General features: G+C 38.1%; 14 protein-coding genes and 1 tRNA gene. 7 read left to right on the top strand and 8 right to left on the bottom strand.

Annotated features, from left to right (window positions below; genetic code table 11):
* Positions 1-70 precede the first annotated feature (70 nt).
* A complete protein-coding gene (locus tag QT327_RS09205; RefSeq protein ID WP_013666008.1) occupies positions 71-1,420 on the top strand; it encodes a Gfo/Idh/MocA family protein in 1,350 nt (449 codons plus the stop codon).
* Positions 1,421-1,430: 10 nt separating this feature from the next.
* A complete protein-coding gene (locus QT327_RS09200; protein ID WP_130857670.1) occupies positions 1,431-2,474 on the top strand; it encodes a DUF6807 domain-containing protein in 1,044 nt (347 codons plus the stop codon).
* A gap of 829 nt (positions 2,475-3,303) precedes the next feature.
* On the opposite strand, the gene QT327_RS09195 is transcribed toward QT327_RS09200, so the two are convergent.
* The 3 genes from QT327_RS09195 to QT327_RS09185 all read right to left on the bottom strand — a co-directional run bounded on the left by QT327_RS09195 (position 3,304) and on the right by QT327_RS09185 (position 5,671).
* Positions 3,304-4,212 carry an NAD(P)/FAD-dependent oxidoreductase gene (locus tag QT327_RS09195; protein ID WP_130857671.1) on the bottom strand — a complete coding sequence of 303 codons (909 nt, stop codon included), beginning with the start codon at positions 4,210-4,212 and terminating at the stop codon, positions 3,304-3,306.
* Between the two features lie 91 nt (positions 4,213-4,303).
* Positions 4,304-4,867 carry a TetR/AcrR family transcriptional regulator gene (locus tag QT327_RS09190; RefSeq protein ID WP_130857672.1) on the bottom strand — a complete coding sequence of 188 codons (564 nt, stop codon included), beginning with the start codon at positions 4,865-4,867 and terminating at the stop codon, positions 4,304-4,306.
* A 66-nt stretch (positions 4,868-4,933) separates the two neighbouring features.
* Positions 4,934-5,671, bottom strand: coding sequence for an SAM-dependent methyltransferase (locus QT327_RS09185; protein WP_289552657.1), 738 nt, complete (start codon positions 5,669-5,671; stop codon positions 4,934-4,936).
* A 718-nt stretch (positions 5,672-6,389) separates the two neighbouring features.
* On the opposite strand from QT327_RS09185, the gene QT327_RS09180 reads away from it, so the two are divergent.
* On the top strand, positions 6,390-7,385 hold the full coding sequence (locus QT327_RS09180) for a helix-turn-helix transcriptional regulator (RefSeq protein WP_130857673.1): 996 nt from the start codon (positions 6,390-6,392) through the stop codon (positions 7,383-7,385).
* 12 nt (positions 7,386-7,397) lie between these two features.
* Here QT327_RS09180 and QT327_RS09175 read toward each other — a convergent pair whose 3' ends face one another.
* Positions 7,398-7,883, bottom strand: a complete 486-nt coding sequence (locus QT327_RS09175; RefSeq protein WP_289552656.1) for a DinB family protein — start codon at positions 7,881-7,883, stop codon at positions 7,398-7,400.
* Positions 7,884-8,588: 705 nt separating this feature from the next.
* Positions 8,589-8,673 (bottom strand) — tRNA-Ser (locus QT327_RS09170).
* A 244-nt stretch (positions 8,674-8,917) separates the two neighbouring features.
* Here QT327_RS09170 and QT327_RS09165 point away from each other — a divergent pair.
* Positions 8,918-9,748: a universal stress protein gene (locus QT327_RS09165; RefSeq protein ID WP_130857675.1), complete on the top strand. Its 831-nt coding sequence runs from the start codon at positions 8,918-8,920 to the stop codon at positions 9,746-9,748.
* A gap of 161 nt (positions 9,749-9,909) precedes the next feature.
* Here the strand turns inward: QT327_RS09165 and QT327_RS09160 are convergent, their stop codons facing one another.
* Together QT327_RS09160 and QT327_RS09155 are read right to left on the bottom strand one after the other, a co-directional pair.
* A complete protein-coding gene (locus QT327_RS09160; protein WP_242627359.1) occupies positions 9,910-10,452 on the bottom strand; it encodes an EcsC family protein in 543 nt (180 codons plus the stop codon).
* A 108-nt stretch (positions 10,453-10,560) separates the two neighbouring features.
* Entirely contained in the window at positions 10,561-10,899 is a 339-nt protein-coding gene (locus QT327_RS09155; protein WP_289552654.1) for a DUF6122 family protein, read from the bottom strand.
* A 235-nt stretch (positions 10,900-11,134) separates the two neighbouring features.
* On the opposite strand from QT327_RS09155, the gene QT327_RS09150 reads away from it, so the two are divergent.
* On the top strand, positions 11,135-12,388 hold the full coding sequence (locus tag QT327_RS09150; RefSeq protein ID WP_242627360.1) for a DUF5690 family protein: 1,254 nt from the start codon (positions 11,135-11,137) through the stop codon (positions 12,386-12,388).
* Positions 12,389-12,395: 7 nt separating this feature from the next.
* Here the strand turns inward: QT327_RS09150 and QT327_RS09145 are convergent, their stop codons facing one another.
* Positions 12,396-14,429 carry an ATP-binding protein gene (locus QT327_RS09145; RefSeq protein WP_130857678.1) on the bottom strand — a complete coding sequence of 678 codons (2,034 nt, stop codon included), beginning with the start codon at positions 14,427-14,429 and terminating at the stop codon, positions 12,396-12,398.
* A 240-nt stretch (positions 14,430-14,669) separates the two neighbouring features.
* Between QT327_RS09145 and QT327_RS09140 the strand changes: the two genes are divergently transcribed.
* Entirely contained in the window at positions 14,670-15,242 is a 573-nt protein-coding gene (locus QT327_RS09140) for a DUF2272 domain-containing protein (RefSeq protein ID WP_013665995.1), read from the top strand.
* On the top strand, positions 15,218-17,245 hold the full coding sequence (locus QT327_RS09135) for a patatin-like phospholipase family protein (protein ID WP_289552652.1): 2,028 nt from the start codon (positions 15,218-15,220) through the stop codon (positions 17,243-17,245). The genes QT327_RS09140 and QT327_RS09135 overlap by 25 nt, the downstream gene beginning before the upstream one ends.
* Positions 17,246-17,275: the final 30 nt, after the last annotated feature.

Here is a 17,275-nt window from a genome sequence, read left to right as displayed (position 1 = left end):
AGGAAAATAAAAGAGCGAATGCTCTTGTCTGAGAATTGATCAATATTAATTATTACTAACCAATAAACTTATGGTACAAAAAAATGAAAATTCCCGGCGTGAATTTATTAAGAAGGCTTCAATCGGTGCGGGGATAATAGGCCTTTCATCAATGGGACTCAGCACAAAAAGCTATGGGAGGATCTTGGGAGCAAACGACCGCGTTCGCGTTGCCATTGTAGGGTTTTCAAATCGTTTTAAAAGCTCCTTATTTCCGAGTTTTATGAATCATTCTAAAAAACTAAATTTCGAATTTGTAGGGGTATCCGATATTTGGAATAGAAGGAGAGATGAGGCCGTTGCTTTTATAAAGGAAAAAGCGGGCACGTCGATCGCGACTTATCGAAACAATGACGAAATGTACGCACAAAAAGATATCGATGCCGTCATTATTAGTACCGCGGATTTTCAGCATGCACTGATGGCAGCCGAGGCTGTACGTAATGGAAAAGACGTATATGTAGAGAAACCGATGGCTGAAACTTTGGAAGATGCAAAAGTTGTGCTACAGGCCGTCAATGAAACCGGAAAAATCTTACAAGTGGGTTCGCAAAGAAGAAGCGCTCCTAACTATATTTCAGCCAATGAATACATCCGATCAGGTAAATTTGGCGATATAAAAATGGTAGAAATGACCTGGAATGTAAATCAACCGGGACGGTGGAGGTTGCCACAGTTAATTAAAGAAATTCGCGAACAGGATACGGACTGGAACCGATTCTTAATGAACAGACCCAAGGTTGCTTGGGATCCCCGAAAATATTTAGAGTATCGATTGTTTTGGCCATATTCATCGGGCATCTTTGGCCAGTGGATGTCTCACCAAATTGACACGGTCCATTGGTTTACCGGGCTCGAACATCCGCGTAGTGTATCAGCCAACGGGGGGATCTACATGTGGAACGATGGCAGGACAAATCCGGATACGGTTACAGCTGTCATGGATTACGGCCCGGCGAACGATCCAACGAAAGGTTTCCAGGTGCTCTATTCCTCGCGTTTTACAAATTCGGCGGGCGGCATTAAAGAGCTTTATTACTCTAATGCAGGCATGTTAAATCTTGACACCAATCAAGTGACTGATGAGGGAGGATTAACGGCTAAAATGGCTGCAGAAATGGGCATGCAAGCGAATTTGCTTCAACCATTTACCTTGTCCAACGCAACTAAGATAGAAACAGCTGCCAATACTGGAAGCGACCCAATGACTTCGCTTCATATGCTCAACTGGATGGAGTGTGTACGTAGCAGAAAAACACCAAATGCATCTGTTAAAGCCGGTTACAATCACAGTGTGGCCAATATTATGGCACGAATAGCATTGGAGACAGGCAAAAGAGTTTCCTTTGATGACGCTAAACAAGAAGTCGTGGTCGGTTAAATTCTTAGTCATGAATAAACAAATCAGCATTTTAGCGTTTATTGGCATTGCCTTAGTTAGCAGCTTCAAAGTTGAAAAAAAAGGCTTTTCTATTGTTGAGAACAAAAAGGAAAAAAGAATAGATATTAGCATTGATGGTCGGATTTTCACCTCGTATATTTATCCGGATGAATTGATGAAGCCGGTACTCTATCCTATAAGATCGTCAGAAGGTACTTTTATCACAAGAGGATGGCCATTCGATCCTAGACCCGGGGAGCGGGTGGATCATCCGCACCATGTCGGTTTATGGTTTAATTACGGCGACGTAAATGGTCTCGATTTCTGGAACAATTCGACCGCTATACCTTCGGATAAAAAGAATCAATACGGGACCATTAAGCATGCCAAAGTTAATAAGATTCAGACTGCGAACGACCATGCTTTACTGGAAGTAACGAAATATTGGCAAGAACCAACCGGCAGCCCCATCTTACAAGAGAACACACAGTATTTATTTTCTACTGACAGTGGTAGACGTACAATCGAGCTCACTACAACATTAACAGCACTGAAAAAAAATGTTTTATTTACAGACAACAAAGAAGGGTTATTAGGAATTCGCTTGGCACGGGAGTTGGAACATCCTTCAGATGAGTCAGCCAAATTCACAGATGCTAACGGCAACATCACAGAAGTTGCGCAGCTAGATAATAACCAAGTCACCGGAAAGTACCGTAGTAGTGAGGGAAAAGAGGGTGATCAGGTATGGGGTACACGTGGTAGGTGGGTCAATTTGGATGGAAAAATAGGGCGTGAAGCGATATCGATAGTGATCATTGACCATCCGAAAAACGTAGGCTATCCCACCTATTGGCACGCTAGGGGTTATGGTTTATTTGCAGCTAATCCATTGGGGCAGAAAGCCATGAGTAACGGAAAAGAAGAATTGAACTTTTCTTTGGATGCAGGAAAATCCGTCACTTTCAAATACCAAATCATTATACAATCCGGAAAACACTTAAGTGACAAGGAAATCAACAATATAACACAAATCTTCGCGGCCTCACTATAGCTTTTAATATAAAAAAGTCTTCAACCGGGGAGATTGAAGACTTTTAACTAACCAATTATAAACCTAAATTATGATAGCGCAAAGATAGTGTATAAAATACACATAAGCAATTTTTTCTCAGATTTAGAAAAAGTGATAAAAGTTCGAAATCGGACACTTTGTGTCCGATTTCGAACACTCATTCAATAAATAAAAAATCATAAATTGTTGAAAATTAGAAAGATAATAAAAAGGCATTATATTTATGATCACTACTGGAAATATTGTTATTATGCTTCGCAACAACGCTCGCATCAAAATTGAAACCAGTACAAGGAATTATAACACTCTTTCACTCCGCACAACGCCTATAATGATTGCGCTCGGGTTATTACTCTCTTTTCCGATGCGGAATAAACCTACTGCCGAATCAAACCTCCACGAGCGTGAAACTTGTCAAACAACCATTGCTAGTCACTGTTCTAAAACCGGTAATCAGTTCATAAACATACGACATCTTTTTACGCGTTTGGGAATATTCTTTTAAGAACTTGTGTCAATTTTAGAATCGACTTCTCTAATATTTATTTCACTCTTTTGCCGGAAGCTTGCCTTTATATAAGTATAATAGGCGAATAATTCTCTTAAATTTCTTAGCCTCTATTTTAATGGATTCGTATTCCTTTCTATTTCTTTAGCCCCGAAAAACAGAAAGTCCTTCCTTTAAATTTTAAACGCAGCAAACTTATCAATAAGAATCTGTTCATAGACATATACCCTAAGACACGGAAGGAGCATTTAAATAACGGTTTTACGGGATTTTTCAAAAAGTGCTTCTTTATATCGTAATCTACACCCCCTCTCCTATTAATTCGTGATTTATAAACGCTCCTGCAATCGAGCCGGCAGCTACAGCTGCAGAAACACTTCTAAACATGGTAGCATTATCGCCTGCAGCATAAATTCCCGGGACAGAAGTCTGCTGGAAGTTATTGACTTCAATATGACCGGTACTTGTTATTGCGCAACCTATATTTTTCGGAATTTGACTTTGTTGTTCAAAGCGAGGGGGTGCGTAAAGCGCTTTAACAGAAATTTCAGTACCATCTTCAAATATAATATGGTCAAGCTGACCCTTGTAGTGTTTCAACAAAGCTATCGGCTTTTCTATCAACTGTATGTTATTTCTGGAAAGTGTTTCTTTGTCCGCATTATCAAAAGTAGATGGCCCGTTAGTAAGTACCGTAAGGTCTGAAGCCCAGTTACGAATTAGCCTTGCCTTCTCCAAAACAGATTCGCCGTTTAGCAACAGTCCCGTCGACTGATTTCTATATTCGTATCCATGACAATAAGGACAATGAATCACGCTGATTCCCCAACATTCTGCTATTCCACTCACGGTTGGAAGTATATCCTTTAACCCGGTAGCAAACAAAAGTTTGCTTGCTTCGAACTGCTTGCCGGAAGCGGTTCTAACAAAAAAAGCCCCATTCTTCCCGGCGGCAAATAGTACTTCATCCGTCAAGAAATTCACGGTATCATACGCAAGCACTTGCTCCAAAGCGATAGATGAAATTACTTTCGGCGGCTTACCGTCCTGCGTTAAAAAATTATGGGAATGGGGTGTTTGGCGGTTACAGGGTTTACCACTATCAATGATCAGTACATTTCTTATCGCTCTAGCTAAGGACATAGCGGCCGAAAGGCCGGCATAGCTACCACCGACTATTATAACGTCGTGTTTGTTGTTCTTTTCCATATCATTTATTTATATTTTCACTTATTATGTCTATTGAGATTAATCATCAATAAAAATGTCTCAAAATCGAGACATATATAGGCAAATTTTTTTATACCCCTATTCCTTTGCTGAATGAAAACCAAGCACATTCTTTTAAATTTATCTTCGTCTGATTACCCAAAAGCCCGGTATTTATTGTCGTGGCTACTACACTAGTCAAAAAAGCCAAAACCCAATCCACTGTCAGTCTTTTGCTAATATAACCATCCTCCTGTAACTGCAAAATCAATTGCCGGCAACGGTTGTTAATCGCTTCGTAAGTCGCACAGTTTCGATCATTCTGATTGTGTCTGTGACCATCACGGTGATGAAGTTTGTGGAAAAAGGCGTATTTCGCGCCACAGTCGATAGCAGCATAAAGCATTTCTTCCAGTTTTTTTAACGGCACATCTGAACTTTCCATAGCATCGTTCATCGCTTTTTTACAGTTTTGCTGCATGTCTTTCTCACAATAGGCCAATAACGCCTCCCTATCTTTAAAATAGCGATGAAGTGTTCTCCTAGTTATCGAAGACTTTTCTGCAACCCGCTCTAAGGGAGCAGAAAAGTCTTCATTAAATACTATAATGGCAGCATCAACAATCTTTTGTTGCGTTTCTTTCGTAATTCCCATCGTACAAATTTGAAGGATTTTTCTCAGTTCTGAGACATTGAATTGTCATATTGCAACAACGAGGCATTACAAAAGCAAGACTCGCAGTCTTGCTGCCGGCATCCTCTCGGAATCGCACTTGATTCCGTAAAAGGTTAGAAACGATTTTATTTCATTTTTTTGCATCACGTAAAACACGTAGTTATAAAACTCCCGGTATCTTTGGTAGATGATAAGTTCATCGATGATCGTTTCCATGAATGATTTTTTTGTCGAATCATTTATTGGTTGAGCTATCGATAAAGCAACCTGTTTGATAATTGGATGGTAATAGTTGTCCCATCCGGCATTGGGTAGTGTAAAACATCCAACGGGAATATAGCCGCAATCTTCGATTAATTTCATTTTATTCGAAATCAAATCGATTTCGGGATAGCTTGCCATCCAATAATCGGTAAGATACTGAGGCCTTTCGTTACTTGTCCATGAAATCTCGGACGCCACTAAGTACCCCCTTCTTTTCAACAACGTGCCCCACTGTTTCAATCCTCTTTCGAATCCAATATGATAAATTGCGCCCTCACTCCAAATCATATCAAAAAAATTCCTTGGAAATGGGAGATCGTCCATAGATGTTTTGTGTACAGCTATTCGATCTTGCAAGCCCCATCGCGTAGCACGTTCTGTCAACACATCTAAAAATTCAGCCAATAAATCAACGGCAAAAATTTGTGCATTTGTTTTTCGTGCGAGTGTCATCGTTTGTGCTCCTGTTCCACAGCCAATATCCAGTATATGTTCAAAATAAGGGCTCTCGCTTACCAAACCTAATGCTTTTAGCGTAGCTTCCTCGCATCCGGGTCCTTGCCTCTCATTATTTTTAAAAAATCAACAATTGTTTGAATTAATTCCTGTTCCATTTCAAGATTGCAAAAAAATTTATCAATCATTTAATTTGCCTAGTGCAGCTACCGAAGATATCAGCACCTCACAGGCTTTCTACATATTCTCAATACATGCAAGATGTATTGAGAACAATTATTCTGGTTTACGCTCAACAGCAATTATAGACTTTATTAGACACCCCGAAAATCAACTCCGCTTACAAGATTATTTGATAAAGCCGTCGATAAGGATTAAGGTGAGGTTTAATACCTTTCTCGTACGTGTATAAGCAAAAAAGAATAAAAAGTATGCAATATAGGCTACACGAAACGGTAGCGCTAACAATAGCGTCCTTGAAAGTTTACGCTATAACAATGGTAAAATATTTGACACTCTCTTGTCTCATAATGTGGTAAAGGTAGCAATTTTCTTTAATAAACAAATATTATTTATCAAAAACTCTATTGTCACAATGCCTTTTCTCATTTTGAAGGCGATATGGGCCAAAACATCCCTACGCTTTGACCTACTTGCCAATATTTATTCTGATTCACAGCATTTTTTATCCCAGTTCAACTTTTTTACTTTTACACTCCTCTTTTTGATTAAATTACTTATCTATGCAAGTAAAATCCACCATTTTATTTAATATCAAAAGATGGATAGTGAAAACTTCAAACGATTTGATAGGCTCGTAGCCATTTTTATTCAGCTGCAGTCTAAACGAGTGGTCAAAGCACAGGAATTAGCTGACCGGTTTCAGGTAAGCTTACGGACCATTTATCGGGATATAAAAGCACTGGAAATTTCCGGTGTTCCGATTTATAGTGAAGCCGGTGTTGGTTACTCTTTAATTGAAAGTTATCGTCTCCCTCCTTTATCGTTGAATAAGGAAGAAGCGACCAGCTTAGTAGCGGCTGAAAAACTGATGCAGAAATTCAGCGATAAAAGCATCCGTGACTATTTCTCTTCGGCGATGTACAAAATAAAAACCGCATTAAAGACTGTTGATAAGGAATGGGTATCAAGCATCGAATCGCAAGTGGTTATGCAACCTTTGCAAATTAAATTCAGTGAAAAAGCGCCACATGCATTAGCCACTCTTTTTGAAAGTATAGCTAGGAAAACGCAAGTTGAGCTTCTTTATCGGGCACTTGATGCGCCCGAAGCGATACGCAGATTCATAGAACCGGTTGGTGTTTTTCATCAGCATCATTCATGGCACGTAATCGGCTTTTGCCACTTAAGAAAAGATTATAGGCAATTTAGGACGGATCGAATAGAAGAAATCAAAAACACCGAGTTACCTTTTGAACGAAAGCACCAACCATTGGACTTTTACCTGACACCGAAGGAGCAACAACCCGTCACGAAGGTCCAACTTGCTGTTGAGAAAGATATGGCCAGATATCTCCAATGGGACCGCAATTTTTATGGTTTTATTTCGGAAGAACGACATGCTGACAAAGTAATCATGAATTTTGAAGTGCGCGATGTTGAAGAAGCTTTTGTACGCTGGTTCCTAATGTTCGCGGATAAAGCCACCATACTGGAACCTTCAACATTAAAAGAAAAAGCTAGGCTTCTGCTGACTAAACATCTGGCAAAGATCAACGAGGAAGGCAAAGCCCTTCAAATCAAAGATGATTGCTGAAGGGCTTAATACTTAGTCACGTTCCCAAAACATCGGAGGTTCTATACCTAAAGCTCTTAAGTATACATAACCTTGACCTCGATGGTGAATCTCATTATCAATAAAATAAAAGATGTTATCAATAATGGGAAATTCATATTGGCCAAACAAATTGAAAGTTTCCGAAAACCGTTCTAAAGGAAGTTGATTAAAGTACCTGGTAATAACGTCGGTTTGTTCGTCCCATTTTGCCAGTATTTGCTCCTTTGTGATTAATCTGAGTGCCTCTTCGTTATAGGGAAGTGGCTCGTCCTTTACAATGGATTCCATTGCCGGGCCGCCTATAGACAATAATTCAATAGCCAATTGGGAAAATGGACGCATTCCGCCTATAGAAAAACCGAAAAGTTCTTTCTCGGGAAAAGCTTCAATGACGCGTCGAGTTAGATTACGATGCCCGAGCCAATGCCTTAATAAAGCATCCTTATTAATTACCTGTGCTGATGTTACTGTATCCATAATATATTGCTTTTAGTTACTTAAGCAAAAGTATTTTGACCAAGTGACAACAGTATGTCAGCTGAAAAAAAATCTTAAATTCTGTATCGCGTTTGAGCGTCGGCCAGTCAACAAAGAACACATTACTTCTCTTATTTACACATATATTCACATACGATCACACCTAGAAAAAGAGAAAAACTAATCCTTTGTTGAGACAAAAGAATCTTAACTGTAATTTTACTGTGTAACCAGTTTTCCATTATGAACCACAAAACGGCTACATCAAGTAAGAACTTGGGCAAAATAAGTCTATATGGGCTAATAGCCTGTTCTCTGCTATTTGTTCTTATGATCTATAATTCTAAAGATTGTCATTGTGGTGATTTAATCATAGACCCCAAATTACAAGCAATGGCAAAAAATGGCGACACATTGGTCATTTCCTTTCTACACAAAAGGGTAGCATTTTTTTATGCGTAGCTAAAAGAAGAGAATTATTAAACGCACTTAAAATTCGCGATAGAGCTCCCAAAAAACATCATAAGAACACCCAAGGTCAATAGAGTAAAAAACCTTATTGTACACTCAATATCTCAAATAGTTATCAGGCATTGAAGGCAAAATCGTTCATGTTATCTTTTGTTATTGTTCAACTTTTATCGGATCAAATTTATAAAGTCTAAAAACAGCAAAACCAGGCTATGGCCTGGTTTTGCTGTTTAGCGGAAAGTGAGGGATTCGAACCCCCGGTCCTGTTACAGACAACGGTTTTCAAGACCGCCGCATTCGACCACTCTGCCAACTTTCCAGCGGCAAAGATAGAAATTATATCGAAATAGCATAGACCGATTTTATTGTTCTTAACATCTTTTCACCCTTTTATCATAACTCGTCGCAACCAATAAGGCTTTCTATTACTTAGCAATTTCCACGATCAACTTTTTCAGACTACCCGTTCGTTAAAACCTTTATCCATATTGTTTTACTTTGTTTCGATAATCATTGACAAACAAAAGAATTACCTTTATGGTTATGTAAATGTTAAAACGGGTATGAATACGATTCTTATTCCATTAGATTACGCTTCGGGGACACAAAATGCGCTGCGGTATGTATCTGCTGCTCATCAAAACCTCTCTTTTATTCGGCTAATCTTGCTAAAAAGCACTTATACGTCAGTTTTTCAACCCATTATATCTACCGCAGAATATCTCTGTCTAGATGGCGATACGCTGGAAGCTGGCCGAAAGGAATCTGTTGAGTACCTAGATAAAGTGACCAAAGAGCTAGCCAATAGTGTATTAAAAGAGGTCACTATAGATCATGCGATAAGCGAGTTACCACTCGCTAGAGCCCTTGTGCAACTTATCAGGCAAGAATCACCCGATTTACTCATATTAGGTAATAGCCAGGAAAGCAAAGAAGGATATATCAACGATAATCTTATCGAGTTGGTAACAATTAGTAAAATCCCTGTACTTGTCGTTCCTTCCAACGCAACCTATAGAAAAATCCGTAAAGTATTATTACCTATGGATTTCGAAGAACTGAACCGTCTTGAAGCCTTCCGGCATCCGCTATTTTCAACTTATAAAGATGAGTTGATATTGCATGTATTCAGCATAAAAAAACAGCAACGCGATTTAATGGAAGACCGTAATAAACTTTCTGTATTACTACCGGATTTAAACTTCTCGGTCGATTATACGGACAATGATGATATATTGGATGGGATATTAGAGTTTGCAGAAAAAAAAGATGTCGACTTAATAGTCTCTCTACCTGGAAAGTACAATTTTTTCAAGAAAATAACGCATCGCAGTATTACGCATGCAATAGCTCACAATTCGAATCGTCCGGTTCTTATATTAAAGCAAACATAAAGATCTAATCAAATTGAATCAAAAAAGCCCTACCACAGGGGTAGAGCTTTCATTTCTAATAATAAAATTGAAGTTGAAAAAATTCATTACAATGAATAAAAACTTTTTTATTTTTTAATTCACAATAATTGCACAGTTTCAACGATTAAAACGCACGACTCCTATTTTCTTAAATGCTCAGCTACTCGTTTTATATAGAGGTAGTTTGCGGTGCCCCCGATAATCCCTCCCACAACAGGTACCAGTCTTTTGGAAGCTCTTGTCCCCATGTTGATCATCAATTTTTGAGCAACTTCTTCCATTGCTGTTTTAGTAACCACTATACTTGCTTCTCCTTTTATCGATCCGGCAAGTAACTTAAAAAAATCATCGAATCGAAATTCATAATTTCCTGTTTTCTGATAAGCTATTGCTAATGTAACGCGAAATTGTTGAGCCAAAACATTAATCGTATCCAAGGGTACCCCAATAACCATAACGCCCACACCGCCTATTCCGCTAATAACGCCTGAGCCTGCGGCGAAAATGGCGCATTGATTTATAAACTTTTCAAGCCCGAGTTGATCAACACCTTTTTTTACGCTTAACTGGTCAATTTTGTTAAATAATTGCTCTAGACCTTCTTTGGATAGGGCGTATACCTTTCCTTTCAGCTTTTTCTTGGTTGCCTCTACATTAATGTTATGCAGTTTAAATTTACCCATATCGCCAACTTTTTTATCCCACTTTACAACAACAAAGATACCACAAATACTTGGTTTACACGCACGTAAAGCAGCACACCCTAAGGAGTTATTGGTAGACATTAAAGATTAACGCGAAAGAAACTCTCTCCATATACAATCTTGATAATCTGTTAGCATATGAAAAAGTAAACCAACCGCCACAATTCTAGTTCTCGGAAAAAAAAGTAGCATCATGTAAAACGCAATAGCATAATTAGTATGCAACGGATGATACCCGATACTGCATCTATTCGCATCAAATATCGGCTTTGAAAGTAAATGATCTAGATCAACGAGCATTGTAGCTACCATAATTGCCCAAGCCTTTTTCCACTCTTTCTTGAAAAACAACCTCGCAAGTAATCCGGGAAAGAGAAAATGTAAGCTATAATGTACAAGCGTTTGCAAAACATTTAAGGTAATCATAATGTCAACCTTCAATTATTAAGGATTGGCGAAATTTGGAAAACTTCGCAAGATAGCCAATGCAACTAGATAAAACTACCCAAGTATTGAAAAATTATTATTATTTAAGTCCGTCGACTGACTTCATTAACAAACATAACACCATATATCGAAAATAATCGGACAATCCTTATATTGCTTTATATTAGGAGGAATAATGTCTTTCTTACGGCCAAAACATTTAAAAGGAAGTAAATTGATTATAAACATTTTCACGGCTTTTGTCGTGTTTTCGGCCTATACGCTAATTTTCGGCTATAGAAAGGCATTCACGGTTGCGACATTTGAAGGAATAACCGTTGGCGGTTATAACTATAAAACTGTGCTCGTGATTAGTCAAGTATTAGGGTATATGTTGGCTAAATTTTATGGTGTGCAATATATTGCTGAATTAAAACGAGCGATAAGAAGCAAACTTATTCTTTCGCTAACAGGTATTGCTTGGTTAAGTTGGCTTGGTTTCGCGCTTACACCCGTCCCGTATAATGCCATTTTTCTCTTTGTAAACGGTTTCCCTTTGGGACTTTTATGGGGAATTGTGTTCTCGTATGTTGAGGGAAGACAAGGAACCGATTTCATTGGCGCCGCTTTGGCAGTCAGTTTTATCTTTGCTTCAGGATTCGCCCGCTCTGCCGGCGGATGGATTATGTTAGCGCTTGGTTTATCTGAGTTTTGGGTTCCCTTTTTTACCGGACTTCTTTTTGCCCTGCCTCTTGTTTTTCTGGTACACTTAATGGAAAAGATACCTTTGCCAGATCAGGATGACATACTACAAAGAACTGAAAGAAGACCTATGGATAGACAGCAACGGCATCTATTTTCGGCAAAGTTTTTACCCGGCCTGGCAACATGTTTGCTGATATATACCTTCGCGACGATTTTCCGTGATATTCGGGACAACTTCGGCGCTGAAATGTGGAAGGAAATGGGTTTTTATAATCAACCGATCATTTTTTCACAGACCGAAGTACCTATTACATTAATTGTTTTGGCTTCTATCGGCAGTATGGTTTTTATAAAAAACAATTATCGGGCACTTATCCTTGTGCATGGGTTTGTGGCATTGGGCTTTTTGCTAGCCGGTATTTCCACCATTTGCTTTTTATTCCAACAAGTTTCCCCCTTTATTTGGATGCTTTTGACGGGCCTGGGTCTCTATATGGTCTATATTCCATTTAATGCAATTTTTTTTGAACGAATAATTGCTACTTTTAAGCATACCGGAAATGTCGGTTTTCTTATATACTTAGCAGACACCTTCGGTTATGTCGGCAGTGTGGGCATACTCTTCGCCAAAGAAATTTTAAAAATCAAGTTAAGTTGGGTGTCGTTCTTCTCCAACAGCGTGCTAGCCCTTTCTGCTCTAGGCTTATTGCTTACCATGTTTTCTGCCTACTACTTTAGGATCAAATATCGAAAAAACGAAAACTTTAATGAAGTGCACACATAAGCTGGAATCAGGCATTGTTTTTACACGCTACAAAAGGATTTAGTTCTGTTGCGGCAGTTAATACAACTCCTTTTGATTGTAGCTCGTCCTTTAAAGCCTCTTTATCAAAGTCCAATTTATCCAGCAAGTATTTATGCCTTGTATAAAAAACGCGAAATATGTCATCCCAGGTCATGGCAAAGATCTCCAGATTACCCCAAGACTTAACTAAAAACCGCTTGCCCCTATTCTTAAATTCTTCATACTGTTTCAATATATATGTGTCAACCCGATTACTCACCACAAAGAACTTCCATTGCCTCATTTGCGAATTGAACGCATCCTGTCGGCTAACAAAATCCATATAGTCTTCAATTTGCCTTAGCTGTTGCTTACCTATCACAACTGCAGGTCTTTTGAGCTCAACCATGATATTTTCCTCCAATTCTTCCTCCTGATAAAAAGGATCGGGAATGCTTCGCTGTCTGCAAATAAATACATCAGGCCGCCTGTTCTTCTCCCGGTCCTTCATTGTCATCGCATTCATTTTTCCTGATCCTTCACCATCAAGAATATAAAGGTATTTGGAAAGTAGTTTTTCAAAACTCTCGTTCGCCGTCACTAAATGAAACTGCTCACCAAACAACCAATAATTTTCAGCAATCGCATGCTGAATATGATCCCGCTCTGTAGTGAACTGCTTTAAATCAAAAACCATCCTCTTTAATAACTCGATAGTAACAAACCTATTTTCAATCAAATTAATCGTTCTTGTAATACGGTTTAGAGAGGTTTTTCCTAGCAATATAGCCAAGTTTTCTCTTTCTTCTCGAGTAAGATTGACGATATCATCTAAAATAGACAGAATATGTTCCCGCTCGTCGGACTCAAGCAACAAATTGATAAAAGCAACGCTCGTTCGTTCTTGGGTTTCATTTAAGCCTTTAAAAATTTTGGGTTGTATACAGTATATTTCCTTAATAACTGCCATTAAATCTTTTCTTTTTTCTTGCTCATACTTATTGTTTCTGTACTTTGGAAGAACACCTTTACGATCGAAGTGCTCAATTAGTTTATCAGCCCCTTTTGATCTAACAAAACTTTTTTGCTTATCGGCAACAATTTGTTGCAGTTCTTTTATAAGTACTTTGAATACTCTGCTATTTAAATTTGCTCCAAATAAGCGTTCTGCATTCACTCCGTCACTGGGTGTAAAGTCATCAAAGAATGACGATTCGACATAAACGCTATGATAAAAGCCAATGGCATTATTGTTAAATGATGTTAGCTGTTTAAAAAGTTCCTTTTGTGCGGTGTTTAAAAAATAGTAATAAAATTTATCGCCGATCTTTTCATACCACCGGACATACGTAATTCTAAATGTGTACTCAATATTCTGTGTGTCGGTAATTATCCGATGAAACACTTCATTGTCGGCGATTATATCGTCATATTCGACAGGGCTGTCATTCAGGCATAATTTGAAATCTTTACTTCGATTAAGAAGTAAAAACCACCCAAACTCGTTTTTCAAATAGCTCAAAAATGCAGAACAGCTGAAGGAATAACCGGAAACCCCAAATAAATTAGACAGGGTCACGATGGTACCCGTTTTGTTCCTTTTTGAGATTCTTCTGTTACTATCTTTATAAATATCCTTATTAGCCGCATTTATTATTATATCATAATCAAGCATCTTTTTAGATTGCTCATCAAAAAAAGTAGTGGACCATACAGCTTGCATGGCTAAAGCCATAAAGGAGAATCGCCCCTTTCCTTTTTTGCCACGTATATAGGAGGATCGGCTGAACGATTCTCTTTTTACAGAATCCAGAAATGAACCAAAAGTCTGATGCAATGTGGAAAAAGGGATCCCTGTGCCATTATCGATAATCTGTATCTCGTTTATATAGTCGATGTTGTTTGGTTTAAAAACAATATTGATTAGGGATGCGTTTGCGTCGAATCCATTCCAAATCAACTCACATATCGCCTCCCTATAACTTTTCGTAATGCCAGCTGACTCTACACTATAGTTATTGATACTTACCTTGTTATTCATAGCAACTATTATATTCTTCGAGGTAAATATACTAATATTTTTAGCAAAAAAATAGAAAAGCACATTATAATCACTATGTTACACGAATATCACGTAAAAACTTATTAATTAATATTTGTTTTAAAATACTAATAAATTTAGTAATTTTGTTATACAATGAATCTGGACGTCAAAGAATGTTCTTAGGCAGGCAGTTTTTGTTGACTTTTTTACTAAAACATTGTTATTCTAAATAAAAAAATGGCTACGGCGTACGTTAAAAAGTTAGTTACAATTGCCGAAGAGCAATATAACAGCTATCATCTCGAGAGCGAGAGTGATGTAGAATTATCGAAGCAGATACGTAAGTATTGGACAGACCTAGGCTTTTCCTTTCCTGGTGTGACAACGGCTTGGTCGGCTATATTTATTTCTTGGTGTATTAAGAAGGCTGGCGCAACAGGAGAAGAATTTTTGTTTAACCCGGCGCATGCGAGATTTGTTCACGCCGCCATCCAAAATGCGATTCAAGATACCGGAGTTTTCCGTGCTTACCCTTATCAAGCTATTGAACCTGGTCTTGGTGATATCATTCATCATAATCGTGGTAACAAGCGTTATGATTTTGAATTTGCAAAAAAGAACAAGGCTTATGAATCGCACTCTGCTATTGTCGTCGAAAGGGGAACCGATGCCAAAGGCAATTACGTGTTAACGGTTGGAGGGAACGAGAGTGATTCTATCAGGAAGAAGTTAATTCGACTCGATAAGCAATGGAAGATCATTGCGAGAGAAATTAACCCCTATATATGTATTATTCGAAACCTGAAATAAAAAACATGCCAAATGCGTTAAACACAACTAGCAAGAAAGATGAGGTGCCGATGATTAGCGAAACTCCTTTTGATCATATAGCCTTAGCCTTTTCGGGAGGTGGTTTTCGGGCTGCGTCTTTTAGTTTAGGAGTTTTGAGTTACCTGAATGTTATTCATACGCTTAACGATCAAGTACTACTTGACAATGTAACCTTTATTTCTTCTGCATCAGGGGGCTCGATAACCAATGCCTTCTATGCATTACACGTAGCACAAGGTCGATCGTTTAAAGAATTTTATAAAAATTTAACCGAGCATTTGTCCGGAATGGCTTTAATGAATGTTGTTTTTGAAAAATTAAATAACGATAAGGAGTGGACAGATAACCCGTATAAGCGAAGAAATATTATCAATGCTTTTGCACTTACGTACGACGATCTATTATTCAAACGTGCACTATTGTCAGATTTACATCCTAACGATCATAATAAACATTTAGAAGAGGTTTGTTTTAATGCAACTGAGTTTTATCGAGGTTTGGTTTTTAGGCAACAGGTTAAAATGAAAATGGATGTTAAATCACATGAGGATATCCAATTTAGATTTGGGAATTTTAATATAAAGTTGGGACAAACAACGGCAGGCAAGTTAAAGATAGCAGACTTGCTCGCCGCATCATCTTGTTTTCCCGCTGGCTTCGAACCTGTCATCTTTCCTGACGACTTTACCTATGTAGATTTGCCCATCGCTGCTACAGGCGAACTCACAAGCTTAAATAAACGTAATTTACTTGATGGCTTATCTATAGCGTTACAAGAAATAAGCCGGAGTGAATTGGTAAAGTTATTTGGTCAAGCTAAAGTGGACGACGTACTTGCCGATTTCACAAAAACACCTTCTATTATGGAATTAAGACAGGCTTTTTCCAAGGAAAAATTAGCCGATGATTTCAAAATCGGAATGATGGATGGAGGAATAACCGATAACCAAGCCTTGGAAAGTATGCTGGATGCACAAAAGAGAAGAATCAAAAAGAAAACGGCCTTTTCACCTTTTGATCTAATGTTAATTAATGATGTGGGCAGCCATTACATGGAACCGTATAAATTACCCAAAGAGAATAAAAACTATAAAGGAATCGGAGCTATTTCCATAAATAACTTAATTGTTATACTGTGTCTATTTTTCCTTTTCGGACTAATAATGATTAGTAAAACGCTAGGTTTCCAATTAGGTGGTATACAGTTGAATGTCGTGATAGGAACAACAATATGTGTATTATCACTATGTTTTCTATTGATTTTGGCTATATTACGGAAATTCATTGAAGGCGATACGAACCGCCTAGGGGGCTTAAATCTAAACAAGAACTTCTCGTCTGATATTGTTACCAATCTTTTCGAACATTCTGGCTCTACCCCTATTGTAGTTATTTATAGAATGATCAAAGAACGTTTCGCTTCTGTATTGATATTGAACAATGATGTTTTTCTTAAACGGATACGTTATCTTCTATACAACAAAACTTATGAAAGCGGTAAGTATCGGTTCAAAATCAAAACCAATCATGTGTATGACTTATCTTTTTCGAACGATTTTAATCGAAACAGAAAAAATCTCCCTTTTTTAACTCCATCACGAGCTCAACAGATCGTCGCTCAGGCAGCTTTTGAAATGCCAACAACTTTATGGTTTGATGCAAAATCACAAGAAGAAGAAACCCTTGCCGCTCTAATTGCATGTGGTCAATATACTACCTGCTATAATTTGCTCGAATATATATACCGCTTAAAAAACACAGTAAGCAAATCCGGATCCACTTATTATCAACAATTAACGAAAAGCTATCAAGAGAAAATTGATTTCATAGAAAAGCAGTTATTACAGCATTGGCATCAATTCCGTGCCGATCCTTTTTTCCTTTATAATCAACTGGGAAAGGATTTTCAGGTTAATAGATTCAAGTCCTGCCACATGGGAAGTTTCTCCGCGGCCGGCGGTAACTTTGACGGCTTACGATAAGCTGCTCCGACATGATTACAAACCGATGGG

The organism is Olivibacter sp. 47 (assembly GCF_030372825.1).
Lineage (GTDB): Bacteria > Bacteroidota > Bacteroidia > Sphingobacteriales > Sphingobacteriaceae > Olivibacter > Olivibacter oleidegradans.
The sequence above is the reverse complement of the archived record's forward strand: the minus strand, read 5'-3'. Positions and strand labels throughout refer to the sequence as shown.